13 protein-coding genes are annotated in these 13,966 nt (G+C 72.2%); 7 read left to right on the top strand and 6 right to left on the bottom strand.

The annotated features are described in order from the left end of the window. Positions 1–87 precede the first annotated feature (87 nt). A complete protein-coding gene (locus AB0D18_RS23295) occupies positions 88–660 on the bottom strand; it encodes a calcium-binding protein (RefSeq protein WP_362421671.1) in 573 nt (190 codons plus the stop codon). Positions 661–859: 199 nt separating this feature from the next. Here AB0D18_RS23295 and AB0D18_RS23290 point away from each other — a divergent pair, with 199 nt between their 5' ends. After that, positions 860–2,797: an amidohydrolase family protein gene (locus tag AB0D18_RS23290; RefSeq protein ID WP_362421669.1), complete on the top strand. Its 1,938-nt coding sequence runs from the start codon at positions 860–862 to the stop codon at positions 2,795–2,797. Positions 2,798–2,866: 69 nt separating this feature from the next. Here the strand turns inward: AB0D18_RS23290 and AB0D18_RS23285 are convergent, their stop codons facing one another. Both AB0D18_RS23285 and AB0D18_RS23280 read right to left on the bottom strand, forming a co-directional pair. After that, on the bottom strand, positions 2,867–3,742 hold the full coding sequence (locus AB0D18_RS23285; protein WP_362421667.1) for a formyl transferase: 876 nt from the start codon (positions 3,740–3,742) through the stop codon (positions 2,867–2,869). A 54-nt stretch (positions 3,743–3,796) separates the two neighbouring features. Beyond that, the gene (locus AB0D18_RS23280) at positions 3,797–4,762 is read right to left on the bottom strand and encodes a DJ-1/PfpI family protein (RefSeq protein ID WP_362421664.1); all 966 of its coding nucleotides are present in this window, start codon (positions 4,760–4,762) and stop codon (positions 3,797–3,799) included. Between the two features lie 147 nt (positions 4,763–4,909). Here AB0D18_RS23280 and AB0D18_RS23275 point away from each other — a divergent pair, with 147 nt between their 5' ends. Beyond that, entirely contained in the window at positions 4,910–5,383 is a 474-nt protein-coding gene (locus AB0D18_RS23275) for a nuclear transport factor 2 family protein (RefSeq protein ID WP_362421661.1), read from the top strand. Positions 5,384–5,402: 19 nt separating this feature from the next. On the opposite strand, the gene rho is transcribed toward AB0D18_RS23275, so the two are convergent. Beyond that, positions 5,403–6,569 (bottom strand): transcription termination factor Rho, encoded by a 1,167-nt coding sequence (rho, locus tag AB0D18_RS23270; RefSeq protein ID WP_362421659.1) that lies wholly within the window; start codon positions 6,567–6,569, stop codon positions 5,403–5,405. 307 nt (positions 6,570–6,876) lie between these two features. On the opposite strand from rho, the gene AB0D18_RS23265 reads away from it, so the two are divergent. From AB0D18_RS23265 to AB0D18_RS23250, 4 genes are all read left to right on the top strand, one after another. Continuing rightward, entirely contained in the window at positions 6,877–7,596 is a 720-nt protein-coding gene (locus AB0D18_RS23265) for a class I SAM-dependent methyltransferase (RefSeq protein WP_362421656.1), read from the top strand. 348 nt (positions 7,597–7,944) lie between these two features. After that, positions 7,945–8,556 carry a restriction endonuclease gene (locus tag AB0D18_RS23260; RefSeq protein WP_362421653.1) on the top strand — a complete coding sequence of 204 codons (612 nt, stop codon included), beginning with the start codon at positions 7,945–7,947 and terminating at the stop codon, positions 8,554–8,556. 119 nt (positions 8,557–8,675) lie between these two features. Next, positions 8,676–9,743, top strand: a complete 1,068-nt coding sequence (locus AB0D18_RS23255; RefSeq protein WP_362421650.1) for a hypothetical protein — start codon at positions 8,676–8,678, stop codon at positions 9,741–9,743. Between the two features lie 3 nt (positions 9,744–9,746). After that, positions 9,747–10,859, top strand: coding sequence for a hypothetical protein (locus AB0D18_RS23250; protein ID WP_362421647.1), 1,113 nt, complete (start codon positions 9,747–9,749; stop codon positions 10,857–10,859). Between the two features lie 274 nt (positions 10,860–11,133). Here the strand turns inward: AB0D18_RS23250 and AB0D18_RS23245 are convergent, their stop codons facing one another. After that, positions 11,134–12,192 (bottom strand): NAD(P)-dependent alcohol dehydrogenase, encoded by a 1,059-nt coding sequence (locus AB0D18_RS23245; protein ID WP_362421645.1) that lies wholly within the window; start codon positions 12,190–12,192, stop codon positions 11,134–11,136. 118 nt (positions 12,193–12,310) lie between these two features. Here AB0D18_RS23245 and AB0D18_RS23240 point away from each other — a divergent pair, with 118 nt between their 5' ends. Then, entirely contained in the window at positions 12,311–13,222 is a 912-nt protein-coding gene (locus AB0D18_RS23240; protein WP_362421642.1) for a helix-turn-helix transcriptional regulator, read from the top strand. 98 nt (positions 13,223–13,320) lie between these two features. On the opposite strand, the gene AB0D18_RS23235 is transcribed toward AB0D18_RS23240, so the two are convergent. Beyond that, complete coding sequence (locus AB0D18_RS23235; protein ID WP_362421639.1) at positions 13,321–13,704, bottom strand: hypothetical protein; 384 nt, start codon at positions 13,702–13,704, stop codon at positions 13,321–13,323. Positions 13,705–13,966 lie beyond the last annotated feature (262 nt).

Raw genomic sequence — 13,966 nt, 5'->3', positions numbered from 1 at the left:
TTACCCCCCGCCCCCCCCGTGGGGGGCCCCCTCCACCAGCCGGCGCCCCCGCCCGTGCAGGGCAGTGTGTCAGTGCAGGGCCGTGTGTCAGGTGACGGCCGTCTGGAAGGCGTCGCCGAAGAGCCAGTTGCCCGGGGCTTCGGGGTCGGTACTGGTCAGGAACTCCCTGAGGGCGCAGGCGAGTTCCTCGACGGACAGGTGGCCGTCGCCGTCCAGGTCGAGCCTGTCGAAGGCGGTCTGCTGGGCTTCCGGTGACACCCCGAGGGCATGTTGGAAGCGGCTGAACTCCGCTGCTGAGACCAGCCCGTCGCCGTCCCGGTCGCACAGCGCCCAGATCGGTGCGCAGGCGGCCTGGACCGCCGGGCCGTGGCCTTCGTGCCGGGCGGCGGCCGGCCGGAGCATGCCGCTGCGGAACTCGGCCGCGTCGATACGGCCGTCGTGGTCGGCGTCGAGCCCGGCGCGCAGGGCCTGCCACCACTCGCCGCCGGCACGCAGCACTGCGACGGACTTCGGTGAGTCGAAGGGCTCGCCGACCGCGGCGATCATGCGGGCGGCCAGCGTGAGGACATCGCCGGAGTCGACGACTCCGTCCCGGTTCTGGTCCGCGTACCCGAAACAGATGTCGATCTTGCGCTGGAGCAGTCGGCTCTGCTCGGGCATGGGCGGCTCCGTCTCCACTTCGCACTCCACCTCGCAGGAGGTGCGGGCGCCCGAGTATCCAGCGGCGGGCGGGGCGCGACTGCCGGACACACCGCAGGGATGCCCTGAACGGGTGAGGGCCTGCGCGTCGGCCGCACGGCGGGGGAGCGGGTGGCTAGCTTCGAGGGCCGCCCCCGAGCAAACGACGGAGAGTGTCCCTGTGGACCCGGAGCCCGCCCGAACGCCCGCCCCACTGGACGTACTGATCACCGGGGCGACCGTGGTCGACGGCACAGGACGCGAAGGATTCGTCGCCGACGTCGGCATCCGCGACGGCCACGTGGTCGCCCTCGGCCCGGCAGCCGGGTCCTGCGATGCGCGCGACCGGCTGGCCGCCGACGGGCTGGTGCTGGCCCCCGGCTTCATCGAACTCCACAGCCACGCCGACCCGTTGGCACTGTGCGACGCCGAGAGCTCACTGCGCCAGGGGGTCACCACGGAGATCCTCAACCCGGACGGTTTCGGCACCCGGGGCGCGCCCTGGGTGGACACCATGGAGACCCCGGACATCACCAGCACCCTGGCCTTCGCAGACCGGCCGCCGGGCATCGCCGTCAATATCGGGGCGTACGTGGGACTCGGCGCGGTCTGGGCGGCCGGCGCGGGGTCGGCCGACGAGCGCCCGGACGCCCAAGCCGTGCACCGCATGCGGGAGTTGGTGCTACGGGCGATGACGGAGGGCGCCTGGGGAGTCTCGGCCGGTCTCTACTACCCGCCCAGCGCGTACGGGACGACGGAGGAAGTGGTCGCGGTGGTGTCCGCCGCCGCGCCCTGGCGGGCGCCCTTCAGCAACCACATCCGCAACGAGGGCTCGGCCGTGCTGGCGGCCACCGTCGAGAGCCTGGAGATCGCCGAGCGGGCCGGGCTGGTCGGGGTGATCGCCCACATGAAGGCGATGGGTCCGGCCAACTGGGGCGCCACCGTCGCCACACTGCAGGCGGTCGCCGACGCCCGCGCCCGGGGGCTGCGCGCCGCCGGCGAGGTGTACCCGTACCTCTCCAGCCGCACCGGCCTGAGCGTGCTGGTACCGCCGGAATTCCGCTCGGGGGGCGACACGGCCATGGTGGAACGGTTCACCGACCCGCGGCTGCGACCGCAGGTGGCGGCCGGGATCGAGCAGGTGCTGTACGCCCGGGTGGCCGACGCCCGCAGCGTGCACCTGGAGAGCTGCGGGCTGACCCTCGGCCAGTACTGCGCCGAACGGGCGACCGGACTGGCGGACGCCGTGATGACACTGCTGGAGCAGGACCCCCAGGCGATGGCGGTCTACGACTTCGGTCACGAGGCGGACCTGGAGCGGATCCTGCGCCGGCCGTTCGTCGCCGTCGCCTCCGACGGCGGAGCCTGCCTCGACGAGCACACCCACCCCCGCAATTACGGCACCCAGCCCCGGGTGCTGGCCCGCTACGTCCGGGACCGCCATCTGCTGACCCTGCCGCAGGCGGTGCGCCGGATGACCGGCCTGCCCGCCTCCGTGCTCGGCATGACCGACCGCGGCCTGGTCGCGCCGGGGATGGTCGCCGACCTCGTACTGTTCGATCCCGCCGCCGTCCGGGACCGCGCCACCTACGAGCAGCCCAGGCAGTACGCCGAAGGGGTGCACGCCGTCCTCCTCGCCGGGGTCTTCGCGCTGCGCGACGGGGAGCTGACCGGAGCGAGGGCCGGGCAGGTGCTGAAGCGGCCCGCGTACGCGGTCAGCGACCCCGACACGGGGGTCCCGCCGGACGCGCAGGACCAGGAAGACGCCGTTCGGGTCACGGTGACCGGCAGCGGCCCGGTGGGCACGTGCGAGGCGAGCCTGTACGGGAGGGGCCACGGCACCGCTCCGCAGGGCCGTGCCGTACTGCGCACCCCGGACGGCCGGGTGTTCACGGTGACCCGGCCGGGCTCCCTGCGCGCGGGGACGGACTGGGCGGCGCTGGCCGGCGTCGGCGCGTACGCGGACGGTGCGCCGCAGGAGGAGCTCCCCTTCCGGCTGACGGTGCAGACCGCGGACCCGCGGCACCGGGGACGGCCGACCCTCGCATGGGCGGTGCAGGGCGGACCGACTGCCTACGGCCCACTGCTGGGCAGCGTCACGGTCACCGGCGGCGGCTGACACACCGCCCGTGGCGGCTGAGACGGCACCGGCGGTGGCCGGCACACCACCGGCGACGGCCGGCACACATCAGCGCCGCACCTGTGCGAGTGCCACGCTCTCCGCCGTAGCACCGCGTCCCCGCCCGTCCACCAGGGGAGCCGGGGCGCTGGTGAAAGGCCCGAGCAGTTCCCGGTGGTCGCCCGGGGCGACCAGGTGCAGGCCGCGCTCCCGGAAAGCGGCGAAGTCCTGCCCACCGGGCAGCGACCGGTAGCGGCGCTGCCGCCCGTCCTGGCGCAGGCCCGGCACGGTGCGCCCGGCGAGCACCCCGGGCAGGACGTCCAGCAGCGCGGCGACACCCTGCGGATAGGTGTGGGCGACGTGCCAGACCAGTGAGCGCCCGGGGTCGACGGGCAGCCGGCCGAAGCCGATGACCGGCCCGGTGTCGATGCCCCGGTCGATCCAGTGCACGGTGCAGCCGATCGACTCCCGTCCCTCCAGCAGGCTCCAGAACGGCGAGAAGAGGCCGGCGTAGCGGGGGAGTTCGCCGGGGTGGACGTTGAGGATGCCGAGCCGGGGCAGGCTCAGCACCTCGTCCCGGAAGATCAGGCTGAACCGTACGGAGATGATCAGGTCCGGCCCGAACCCGCGCAGCAGCCGCAGCCCGTCCCCCTTGTTGATCTCCCGTACCGAGCGGCACGTCAGCCCGTACCGGCGGGCGAGGTGGCCGAAACTCAGCAGTGGGCCGGGCGGTGCCTCCAGGGCGTCGAGCCTCTCGAACAGTGCCCGGTTGGGCACGTCCCGTTCAAAGCGCTTCAGCCGTGCCAGCTCGGGCACCTGGTGCTCGCCCGCCCGGTCCACCTCGGACATCAGCACCTGAACCCGGTGCGCGGCCAGTCCGGGCAGCAGGTGGTTGAGCGCCACGCAGCCCGGCAGATCACGCTTGGTGCACACGGTGATACGCATGGCGGTCATTCTCGCCGGGCACCTGTCGCGGTGCATTCCCGCAAAAAGGCTTGGTCAATTGGCCGGCGTGGTGGTGCGGAACCGGGCCCGGTAGGCGGAGGGAGTGATGCCGAAGCGGCGGAGAAAGGCACGGCGCAGCGTCTCGTCGCTGCCGAGGCCGCTGCGGCGGGCCGCCGCGGTGACGGATTCCCCGGCGTCGAGCAGGGACTGTGCGGTTTCCAGGCGTACGGACTCCACGTACGCGGCCGGAGTGCTGCCGACCTGGTCGTGGAACAGCCGCGTGAGGTGGCGGGCGCTGACTCTGGCGCGCCGGGCCAGCGCGGGCAGCGAGTGGTCCGCGGCGGGATCGGTGACGACCGACCGCAGCAGCGCGCCGAGCGCTTCGTGGCGCGGGGCGGGCGTACGGGAGGCGACGGAGAACTGCGACTGCCCGCCCGGCCGTTGGAGGAAGACCACCAGGTCACGGGCGGCTTCCCGGGCGAGATCCGGGCCCTCGTCGGCCTCGACCAGGGCCAGGGCGAGGTCGATTCCGGCGCTCACGCCCGCCGACGTATAAACCCGGCCGTCGCGTACGAAGATCGCGTCGCCGTCCACGTCGACGCCGGGGTGCCGGCGTGCCAGCGTCGCCGCGTACCGCCAGTGCGTGGCGGCGCGCCGGCCCTCCAGGAGGCCCGCCTCGGCGAGCGCGAAGGCCCCGGTGCAGACGGACGCGGTGCGCCAGGACGCGGAGTGCAGGGTGCGGACGGCGTCGAGCAGTCCGGCCGGCGCCGGCTGGTGCGGCAGGCCGGGGGAGCCGGGCACGATCAGCGTGTGGATGCGGCCGTCGAAACCGGCGGCCGGGTCCGTGAGCAGCCGGGTGCCGGACGAGGTGGTGACAGGGCCGCCCTCCGGGGACAGCAGCGCCACCCGGTAGCGGGCACCGAGGGCCGCCGCCGTGCTGAACACCTCCAGCGGGGCCGTCACGTCAAGCAGCCGTACGCCCTCGTAGGCGAGGACGACGACAGTACGGGGCGTTTTCATCCCACCAGGCTAACGGCACACCATGTCCATATGTGTGGGGTCCGTGGCTGGATGGACATGGCGGACGAGAGGCCGTGGGCGGCAGGCTGAAGGCACACAGCACGTACCGACTTCGCTGCCGTCATCGAGAATCCGAGGTGTCGTGAAATGAAGAGCACGAACCGTCAAGTCAGGCCGCCCGTACCGCCGTTCACCGAGGCGGACGCACTGGCCAAGACGCAGGCCGCCGAAGACGCCTGGAACACCCGCGACCCCGAACGGGTCGCCCTCGCCTACACGGAGGACTCCGTGTGGCGCAACCGCGACACCTTCGTGACCGGCCGGGACGAGATCCGGCGCTTCCTCGCCGACAAGTGGCGAAGGGAGCTCGACTACGCGCTGCGCAAGGAGTTGTGGTCGTACGGGGAGGACAGGATCGCCGTCCGCTTCCAGTACGAGTGGCGGGACCGGGACGGCGGGCACTGGCGGTCGTACGGGAACGAGCTCTGGGAGTTCGACGCCGACGGGCTGATGCGGCGGCGCGAGGCAAGCATCAACGACGTGCGGATCCGTGCGCAGGAGCGCCGGATCCTGGGGCCCCGGCCGCCCGGTGACCGCGGGGTGGCGCTGCCGCTGCAGTGACCGGCCTGCGGGGCGCGGTTCAGGAGGCGGGGATCGTGGCGTGGACCTGGCGCAGGAAGGAGGCGTTGTCGGGGGTGTGCCGCAGTTTGGCCAGGACGGCTTCCAGGGTGGCCTGCCCTTCGCGCGACTGAAGGGCCCGGCGCAGGCCCCGCAGGACGGCCAACTCGGCTGCGGGCAGGAGGAGTTCCTCTCGGCGGGTGCCGGAAGGGGCGATGTCGACGGCGGGGAAGACACGCCGGTCCGCGAGCGTGCGGTCGAGCCGCAGCTCCATGTTGCCGGTGCCCTTCAGCTCCTCGAAGTAGTAGTCGTCGGCGCGTGAACCCGTGTCGACCAGGGCGGTCGCCAGGATCGTCAGGGAGCCCGCCTCCTCGGTGAGCCGGGCCGCACCGAACAGCCGCTTCGGCTCCTGCAGCGCGGACGCGTCGACGCCGCCGCTGAGCGTGCGGCCGCCGGACGAGGCGGCGTTGTTGTGCGCCCGGCACAGCCGGGTCAGGGAGTCGAGCAGGATTACGACGTCGCGGCCCTCCTCGACCAGGCGCTTGGCGCGCTCCACGGCCAGTTCGGCGAGCGCGATGTGCGCCTTCGCGGGCTGGTCGAACGTGGAGGCGTACACCTCGCCCCGCACGGTGCGGCGCATGTCGGTGACCTCCTCGGGCCGTTCGTCCAGGAGCACCACCATGAGGTGGGCCTCGGGGTGGTTGGCAGCGACCGACGCGGCGAGCTGCTGGAGCAGTACGGTCTTGCCGGTCTTCGGCGGCGCGACGATCAGGCCGCGCTGGCCCTTGCCGACGGGGGCGACCAGGTCGACGACGCGCGGACCGAGGCCGCCCGCCGCGCTCTCCAAGTGCAGCCGCTCGCGCGGGTGCAGCGGGGTGAGGTCGCGGAAGTGGGGCCGGTGGCGCATCGCGTGCGCCGGGTTGCCGTTCACGAGGTCGGCCTCGGCGAGCGTGCGCGGCTTGCCGCAGGCGCCGGTCACGAAGTCGCCCTTGCGCAGGCCGAGCCGGCGGATGAGGGAGGCGGGAACCTGCACGTCGTGCGGCGTGGGTTCGAGGTTCTTCCCGCGGAGGAAGCCGTGGCCTCCTCCGGCGAGATCGAGGATGCCCGCGGCCCGGACCGCCGGGGCGGCGGGTGCGGTGGTGGTGGTTGCGGACGAGATGTCAGGGGGGATTTCGAGTGTGGTGGTCATCAGGGACCGGATCCTTTCGAGGCCCGGGACGGCGCAGCAGCTCACAGGAGGGACCGCGGTCCGCAGAAGGGACCACAGTTCACAGGGGGCTGCGCAACATCCGGGTGGGAAGGCCGCAGGGGAGAGAACCCCCGCGAGGGAGCAGAGAAGCGATGCTCTGGAGTGAGAAACGGTGCTCTGGAAGGAGAAGCGGCAAGATCGCCGGGCACCGGCGCCACAGAAGGGGCGTACACAAGTGCTGAGGGGAATGTACCACAGATGTCGGGATCCCCGGTACCAGGCGACTCCGCGGCCTATGCTGGGCGCGATGTTCGCACCCCAGGGCCCCACCCTCAGAGAACTCGCCGTCCAGGCACTGTCCTCCGTCGAGCACGGCTACGACCTGCTCGCGCCCACCTTCGACCACACTCCCTTCCGCACCCCCGACGCGGTCCTCGCACCCGTGACGCGGGTCCTGCGCCGTCTCGGACCCTTCGACACCGGACTCGACCTGTGCTGCGGCACCGGCGCGGGGGCGGAGGTGCTTCAGGAGGTGTGCCGCGAGCAGGTGACCGGGGTGGACGTCAGCACCGGGATGCTCGACGTGGCCCGCCGGCGTCCGCCGGCTTCCGTGCCTGCCCACTGGGTACGCGGCGACGCGCTCGCGCTGCCCTTCGGCCCGGTCTTCGACCTGGTGGTGAGCTTCGGCGCCTTCGGGCATTTCCTGCCCTCCCAGCGCCCCGAGCTCTTCGCGCAGGTCCACGAAGTCCTGCGCCCCGGCGGCCGGTTCGCCTTCCCGCTGCCCGCCCCGGCCAGGCCCGGCTCGCTCGGCCACCTCGCGATGCTCGGCTTCGACACCGTGATGCGGGTGCGCAACGCGCTCTGGCGGCCCCCGTTCGTCATGTACTACCGCGGCTTCCGGCTCGGCGACGTCACGGCCGAACTGTCCGCCGCGGGCTTCGCCGTCGAGCTGTACGCACTGGACGAACTCGGCCGACGGCCGGACGGCAGCCCGCGCTGCCGGATGCTGGTCGCGACCCGCCACTGACACACGGACCCGGCCTGCCCCGTACGTCGGCGGCCTGCCCCGTACGTCGGCGGCCTGCGTCAGGGGTATTCGGCCAGACCCGATCGGTTTGTGCCATTCGTCGGCAATCCGCCCCCACCTCCACGGCGGCCGGGCTACACAAGGGGGTGGGGGCGGACAGGGCCGTCTTCTGGTGGCGACGACCGGTTTCCGTGTGTGCGGGGGAGAAATCTGGATGGTGCTGACCCTCAATGTGGCCGCGCTGCCCGTGGTCGGCGTCCTGCTCCGGTTGCGGTGCCAGTGAGTCCCCGTGCGCGCAGGCCGCGCAGGCCTCGGAAGCGTCGCGACGATCAGCTGACCGGTGTCCTCGTGACCGGGGTCCTGGCCGTCTGCCTGGTGGTGGCCGTCGTCAACTGGCTGCTGGCCCACTGGTGGGTCCTGGCGCTCATCGGCGTACTCGCGGCCCTGGCCGGGGCCGGCTGGTTCCACGAGCAGCGCCGACGGGCGGAGTGGGAAGCGGTACGTGCGCGGGGCCTGCGGCACGAACTGGCCGCACTGGACGCCCTGCACCACTCCCGGTTCGAGGAAGCAGTGCGGGACCTGATGTTCCGCGACGGCTGCCGCGACGCGGTTCGGGTGGGTGGCCGGGGGGACCTGGGCGCCGATGTGAAGGCCACCGACCCCTACGGGCGGCGCTGGGTGATCCAGTGCAAGCACCGGCGCAACGGCCTCGCGGGATCCGCGGTGGGCACACCGGACCTCCAGGTCCTCAACGGCACCGCCCGCCAGGTCCACGGTGCCGATGTCGCGGTGATCGTGACAAACGGCCGGGCGACAGCCCCGGCCGTGACCTTCGCCGAGCAGCAACGCCTGCACGTGGTCGACCGGCACACCCTCGGAGTGTGGGCATCCGGTTCACGCCCCTTGTGGGAACTGCTCGGCTCTGTCCCGCCACCCCGTAAACCGACCGCCCTTTCCTGACCGCCCTTTCCTGACCGCTCCTGACGTCCGCTGGCGTGTACATGATCGGCCGGATGTTGTCTGTTCACGGGCGCGTGAACGCCAGTAGCCTGTGCGACCTTCGAGCTCCAGGGGGTCTCGTGAACGGTCTCCGTGCGGTTGTTGTCTGCCTTGTGATCGCCTGCGCCGCAGCGGTGTCGCCCGCCGCAGCGGTGTCGCCGGCCGCGGCGGTGATGCGGAGCTGGTCGGCCCTGCCTGTGCCGTCGGCGGCCCCGCAGGTGAGCGTCTCCGATCTCGCCGCCCGCGGGCCAGGCGAGGCGTGGGCGACCGGGTCCGAGCAGGCCACCGACGGACAGCGGCCGATGCTGTACCGGTGGGACGGCAAGGCGTGGAGCCGGGACACCACCTTCCCCGGCGCCGGTGAGCCGGGCCGGCTCGGCAAGGTGCAGTTCGTCGGCGACGAGGTGTGGATCTTCCACTACCGCGAGGGGGCGGGGGAGATCCTGCGCCGGTCGGCGGGCGGGTGGAGCGCCGTCCCGCTGCCGCAGACCCTGTGGACCTACCAGGACTTCACCGCGGTACCCGGTGCCGCGTGGGTGGTCGGTGAGGACGACACCGGGCTGAAGGTGCTGCACTACGACGGTTCCGGCTGGACCGCACAGCCCACCCCGGACGGTGTGCTGTTCCTGATGGGAATCACCGCGGGTACCGCCACCGACGCCTGGGCCTGGGCGGACACCGACACCGGGCCCACCGTCCTGCGCTGGGACGGCACGGCGTGGCGCGACGCGAAGGTGACGCTGCCGCCGAACAGCAACGTGCACACGATCCTGCCCGAGCCGTCCGGCCGCGTCACCATCGGCGGCAGCCAGTACACCGACGGCGTGAACCGCACGTATCTGATGACCTTCGACGGGCAGGCCTGGCGCACCACTCACCCACCGCTGGGCAACACGTACACCGACGCCATGGTGCGCGGCCCGGACGGCGCGCTGTGGCTGCCGATGCGCAGCGACCGCGCGTTCCAGTCGAAGTACGCCCGGGTGGACGGAGTGCGCACCACCTTCTCCTACGGCCCCGGGCGCACGAACGCCATCGACGTCACACCGCGGGCACTGGCGAAGGCCGGGTCCGCACTGCTGTCCTTCGGAACCGTCGAGATCTACGGCTCGAAACCGAACCTGATGAGCGAACGGCTGGGAGGCTGACCCATGGCACGCAGACTTCTCGTCGCGGCCCTCGCGATCGCCATGACCTTCATCGCCGTCATGAGCTCGGCCGCGGCGGCAACCTGGTCGTCCTGGCAACACGTACCGGTACCGGCACAGGTACGCCCGCAGGCCGGGCTGAACGAGGCCGTGGCGCTGAGCCCCGACCGGGCGTGGGCGGTGGGTGCCGACGCCGTCGGCCGCGAAGCGCCGGGCTTCCCGCTGGTGCTGCGCTGGAACGGAACCGCGTGGCAGCGCCAGAAACTGCCCGGCATCGGCTGGCAGGGAGAACTGCTGTCCGTCGCCGCGACCTCACCCACCGCGGTCTGGGCTGTCGGCCGCGACTCGGCGGACGGCGCCCACCTGCTCCGCTTCAACGGCGCCGGCTGGCACGAGAGCCGGCCGCCGCGCGGCGTCGTACTGAGCAAAGTCGTCGCCGGGGGCGGTGAGACCTGGCTGATCGGTTGGCGGGACGGTGCGCAGGTACTGCTGCGCCGGGACGGGGGCGGCTGGCGGGACATGCCGGTGCCGCCGGGATCCGTGTACGGGCTGCACATCCTGGCGGCCGACAACGTCTGGGCCGCCGGCGCCACCGGCTCGGGTGCGGCCGTGTCGCACTGGAACGGGCAGGCGTGGCAGCAGACGATCGTGAACGGATTCCCGCGGTCGGCCGTGAGCAGCGTGCTGGCCCTCTCGCCGACGGAGGTGTGGGCGGGTGGCACGGCCGGATTCGTCGGCGGCCCGGTGGGCAAGCCCATTCCGCCGCTGCTCGTCCGCTGGGACGGGCAGGCGTGGAACCGGGTGACCGTGCCCACCGACTTCGGCTCGATCACCTCACTGGCGCCCGGCCCGTCCGGCACGCCGGTCTGGGTGTCGGTGGCCCGCTCGCTGAAGTGGGGCCCGCCGGGCAGCTATCCGCCGTTCGTCCCCGGGCCGGATTTCCTCGCCTGGAACGGCCAGTCGTTCACCGAGTACAGCGAACCGGCGGTGGCCGGGGAGGGCGACTCCTCGGCGCTGGGCCTGGCACCGGTGCCAGGCACGGCAACGGTGTGGTCGGTCGGCCGCGCCGCCGGCCCCGAGGGCACTTTCGCCCCACGCATCCTGCGATTCGACTGAGCGGACGAGGAGCCCGTCAGGTGCGGGCGGGGGCGAGCGGCGGGGCGTACGGCGGAGGCGTACGGCGGGGGCGTACGGCAGAATCCGGCGGTGACATCCACGGGGGTCCTGACCGCGCTGGAAGCGAGCCTGGCAGAGCTGTCCACGCCCATGCGGGTGTACGTGACGGCCGGGCGGTTCACCGAGCCGGAAAAACGCCGCCGAGCGGACCCGGTGCCTATACCGGATCCGCTCGATGGAGGTGGTGCCGTCATCGGCCCCTCTGCCGCATGCCTCAGATCGTGGACGCGTCGATCACGAAGCGGTAGCGCACGTCGCTGGCCAGGACCCGCTCGTACGCCTCGTTGATCTGACCGGCGTCGATCAGCTCGATCTCCGAACCCAGGCCGTGCTCGGCGCAGAAGTCCAGCATTTCCTGGGTCTCCTGGATGCCGCCGATGCCGGAGCCCGCGAGGGTCTTGCGGCCCGCGATGACGGAGAAGAGGTTGAGCGAGACCGGCTCCTCGGGCGCGCCGACGTTCACCATGGCGCCGTCCGTCCGCAGCAGGCTCAGGTACCTGTCCAGCGGAAGCGGCGCGGAGACGGTCGAGAGGATCAGGTCGAAGGAGGCGGTGAGCTCCTCGAAGGTCGCCTCGTCGCTGGTCGCGTAGTAGTGGTCGGCGCCCAGCTTCAGGCCGTCGTCCTTCTTGCGCAGGGTCTGCGAGAGCACCGTGACCTCGGCGCCCATCGCGTGCGCGATCTTGACGGCCATGTGGCCGAGACCGCCGAGACCGACGACGGCGACCTTCTTGCCGGGGCCCGCGTTCCAGTGGGCGAGCGGGGAGTACGTGGTGATGCCCGCGCACAGGAGCGGTGCGGCGACGTCCAGGGAGAGGCCGTCGGGGATGCGGACGGTGAAGGCCTCGTCCACGACGATGTGCGTGGAGTATCCGCCGTAGGTGGGCTCGCCGTTCTTGTCGAGGGCGTTGTACGTGCCGACGTTCCCCTTGAGGCAGTACTGCTCAAGGCCGGCCTCGCAGTTCACGCACTCGCGGCAGGAGTCGACCATGCAGCCGACCCCGACCCGGTCGCCGACGGCGAACTTGGTGACGGAGGGGCCGACCTCGGTGACGACACCGGCGATCTCGTGGCCCGGAACCATCGGGAAGATGCCCTCGCCCCAGCCGTCGCGCGCCTGGTGGATGTCCGAGTGACAGATGCCGGCGTACTTGATGTCGATCAGTACGTCGGACGCGCCCACCGGGCGGCGCGCGATGGTGGTCCGCTCCAGGGGGGCCTTGGCGGACGGTGCGGCGTATGCGGAAACGGTCGTGGTGCTGGTCTGTGCGGTCATGCCGTCAACGCTGCCAGCCGCCGTGACATCTGCCCAGGTCACCGTCTTGCCTACGTCCAGTGGTCCTACTACTGGCGGGGACAGTCTCCTGCGCGTACGACCCCGGATACTGGAAGGCATGGACGACCAGCCGACCCCGCCCTTCCCCGCCCCCGAGCCCCTCGACGGCCGCGCCGAGCTCAGCGAGTTCCTGCGCACCCGCAGGGCCCGGCTGCAGCCGGAGGACGTCGGCCTGCCGAACTTCGGGCGTCACCGCCGGGTGCCGGGGCTGCGCCGCGAGGAGCTCGCGCAGCTCGCGGGCGTGTCCGTCGCGTACTACACCCGTCTTGAGCAGGGCAACGGCCGCAATGTCTCGGGCGAGGTCCTCGACGCGATCGCCCGCGCGCTGCGCCTCACGGACGCCGAGCACTCCCACCTCACCCATCTGGCCAAGCCCAAGCAGCACAAGAAGAAGCGCCCCGCCCGCCCCCAGCACATGCGCCCCGCGCTGCACCACCTCATCGACGCGATGGACGGCGTTCCCGCCTACGTGGTGGGCCGCCGCTCGGACGTCCTCGGCTGGAACCGCATGGCCGCAGCCCTCTTCGGCGACTGGGCCGCTCTGCCGCCCGAGGAGCGGAACTGGGCGCGCATCTGCTTCCTGCACCCCGAGGCGCGCGAGCTGTTCGTGGACTGGGAGCAGAAGGCGTCGGACATGGTGAGCTTCCTGCGGATGGAGGCGGGCTGCTTCCCGAACGACCCGCTGCTCTCGGCCCTGGTCGGCGAACTCTCCGTGAAGAGCGAGGAGTTCCGGAGCCTGTGGGCCACGCACGACGTGCGGGAGAAGGGCCACGGCGTCAAGCGCATGCGCCACCCGCTGGTGGGTGAGCTGACCCTGTCGTACGAGACGCTGCGGCTGCCCGACGACCACGACCAGTCCCTGGTGACGTACCACGCGGAGCCGGGCTCGGCGTCGGCCCAGGGGCTGCGACTGCTCGCCAGCTGGGGAGCGGACGCGACGCGCGCCGGGGCGGCGGGCGCGGGGCATTAGCCCTCCCGGCGCCCGCCGCACCGGACGTGCGTCAGGCCCGCTTCAGGGGACGCAGGCTTACTTGGGTGCCGCGTCGAGCCTGCTTCAGGGCCGCACGGTCAGCCGGGCTGGCAGTCGGCGGGCCGGACGCTCTGCACCGCGTCCAGTCTGTCCCGCCATTCCCAGCCGGTGCTCCGGTCCCCCGTCCAGATCGTCCGGTACAGGCACTCACCGGGCCTGACCCAGTGGATGGCGTAGACGGTGACGTCGGCGTTCGACTCGAAGGAGGCGGCCTTCCTGTGCACCTGCTCAGGTACGTCGATGTAGCCGTACGGGCGGTAACACCAGCTGGCCCCGTGGTAGCCGGGCTCGGAGTAGAAGCAGACATCTCCCGGCGCGCGATCCGGGGCGGGCGGGGTGTGGGCGCCCCTGGCTTCCGCCGGGGCGGCCGACAGGAAAGCTGCGGCGATGACGAGGGCGAGAGCGGCGGCTCGGCGATGCATGTCGGAGGATCTCCCAGGAGTGGTGGCCGGCTGTGTGCACGCCATCACTCCCCAAGCGCCGTCGGAGCCAAGCGCACTGCCACCCGCAGCGGTGACTCTTCATATCGCAGCCGCCGCAGCAGACCGCCCACGTCACGACACCCTGCCGGGCGCCCCGGATCCCATCTGGACGCTGTTGGTCAATTCGGGGCCCGCGTGACCACGGCCTGTACGACCCCGTTGGGGTTGTGCAGGCCGTCGTCGTGTTCGGAGGGTTCGATGT

Source organism: Streptomyces sp. NPDC048442, assembly GCF_040651475.1.
In the GTDB taxonomy this organism is placed as follows: Bacteria; Actinomycetota; Actinomycetes; order Streptomycetales; family Streptomycetaceae; genus Streptomyces.
This window is presented reverse-complemented; position numbering and strand designations above follow the sequence as displayed.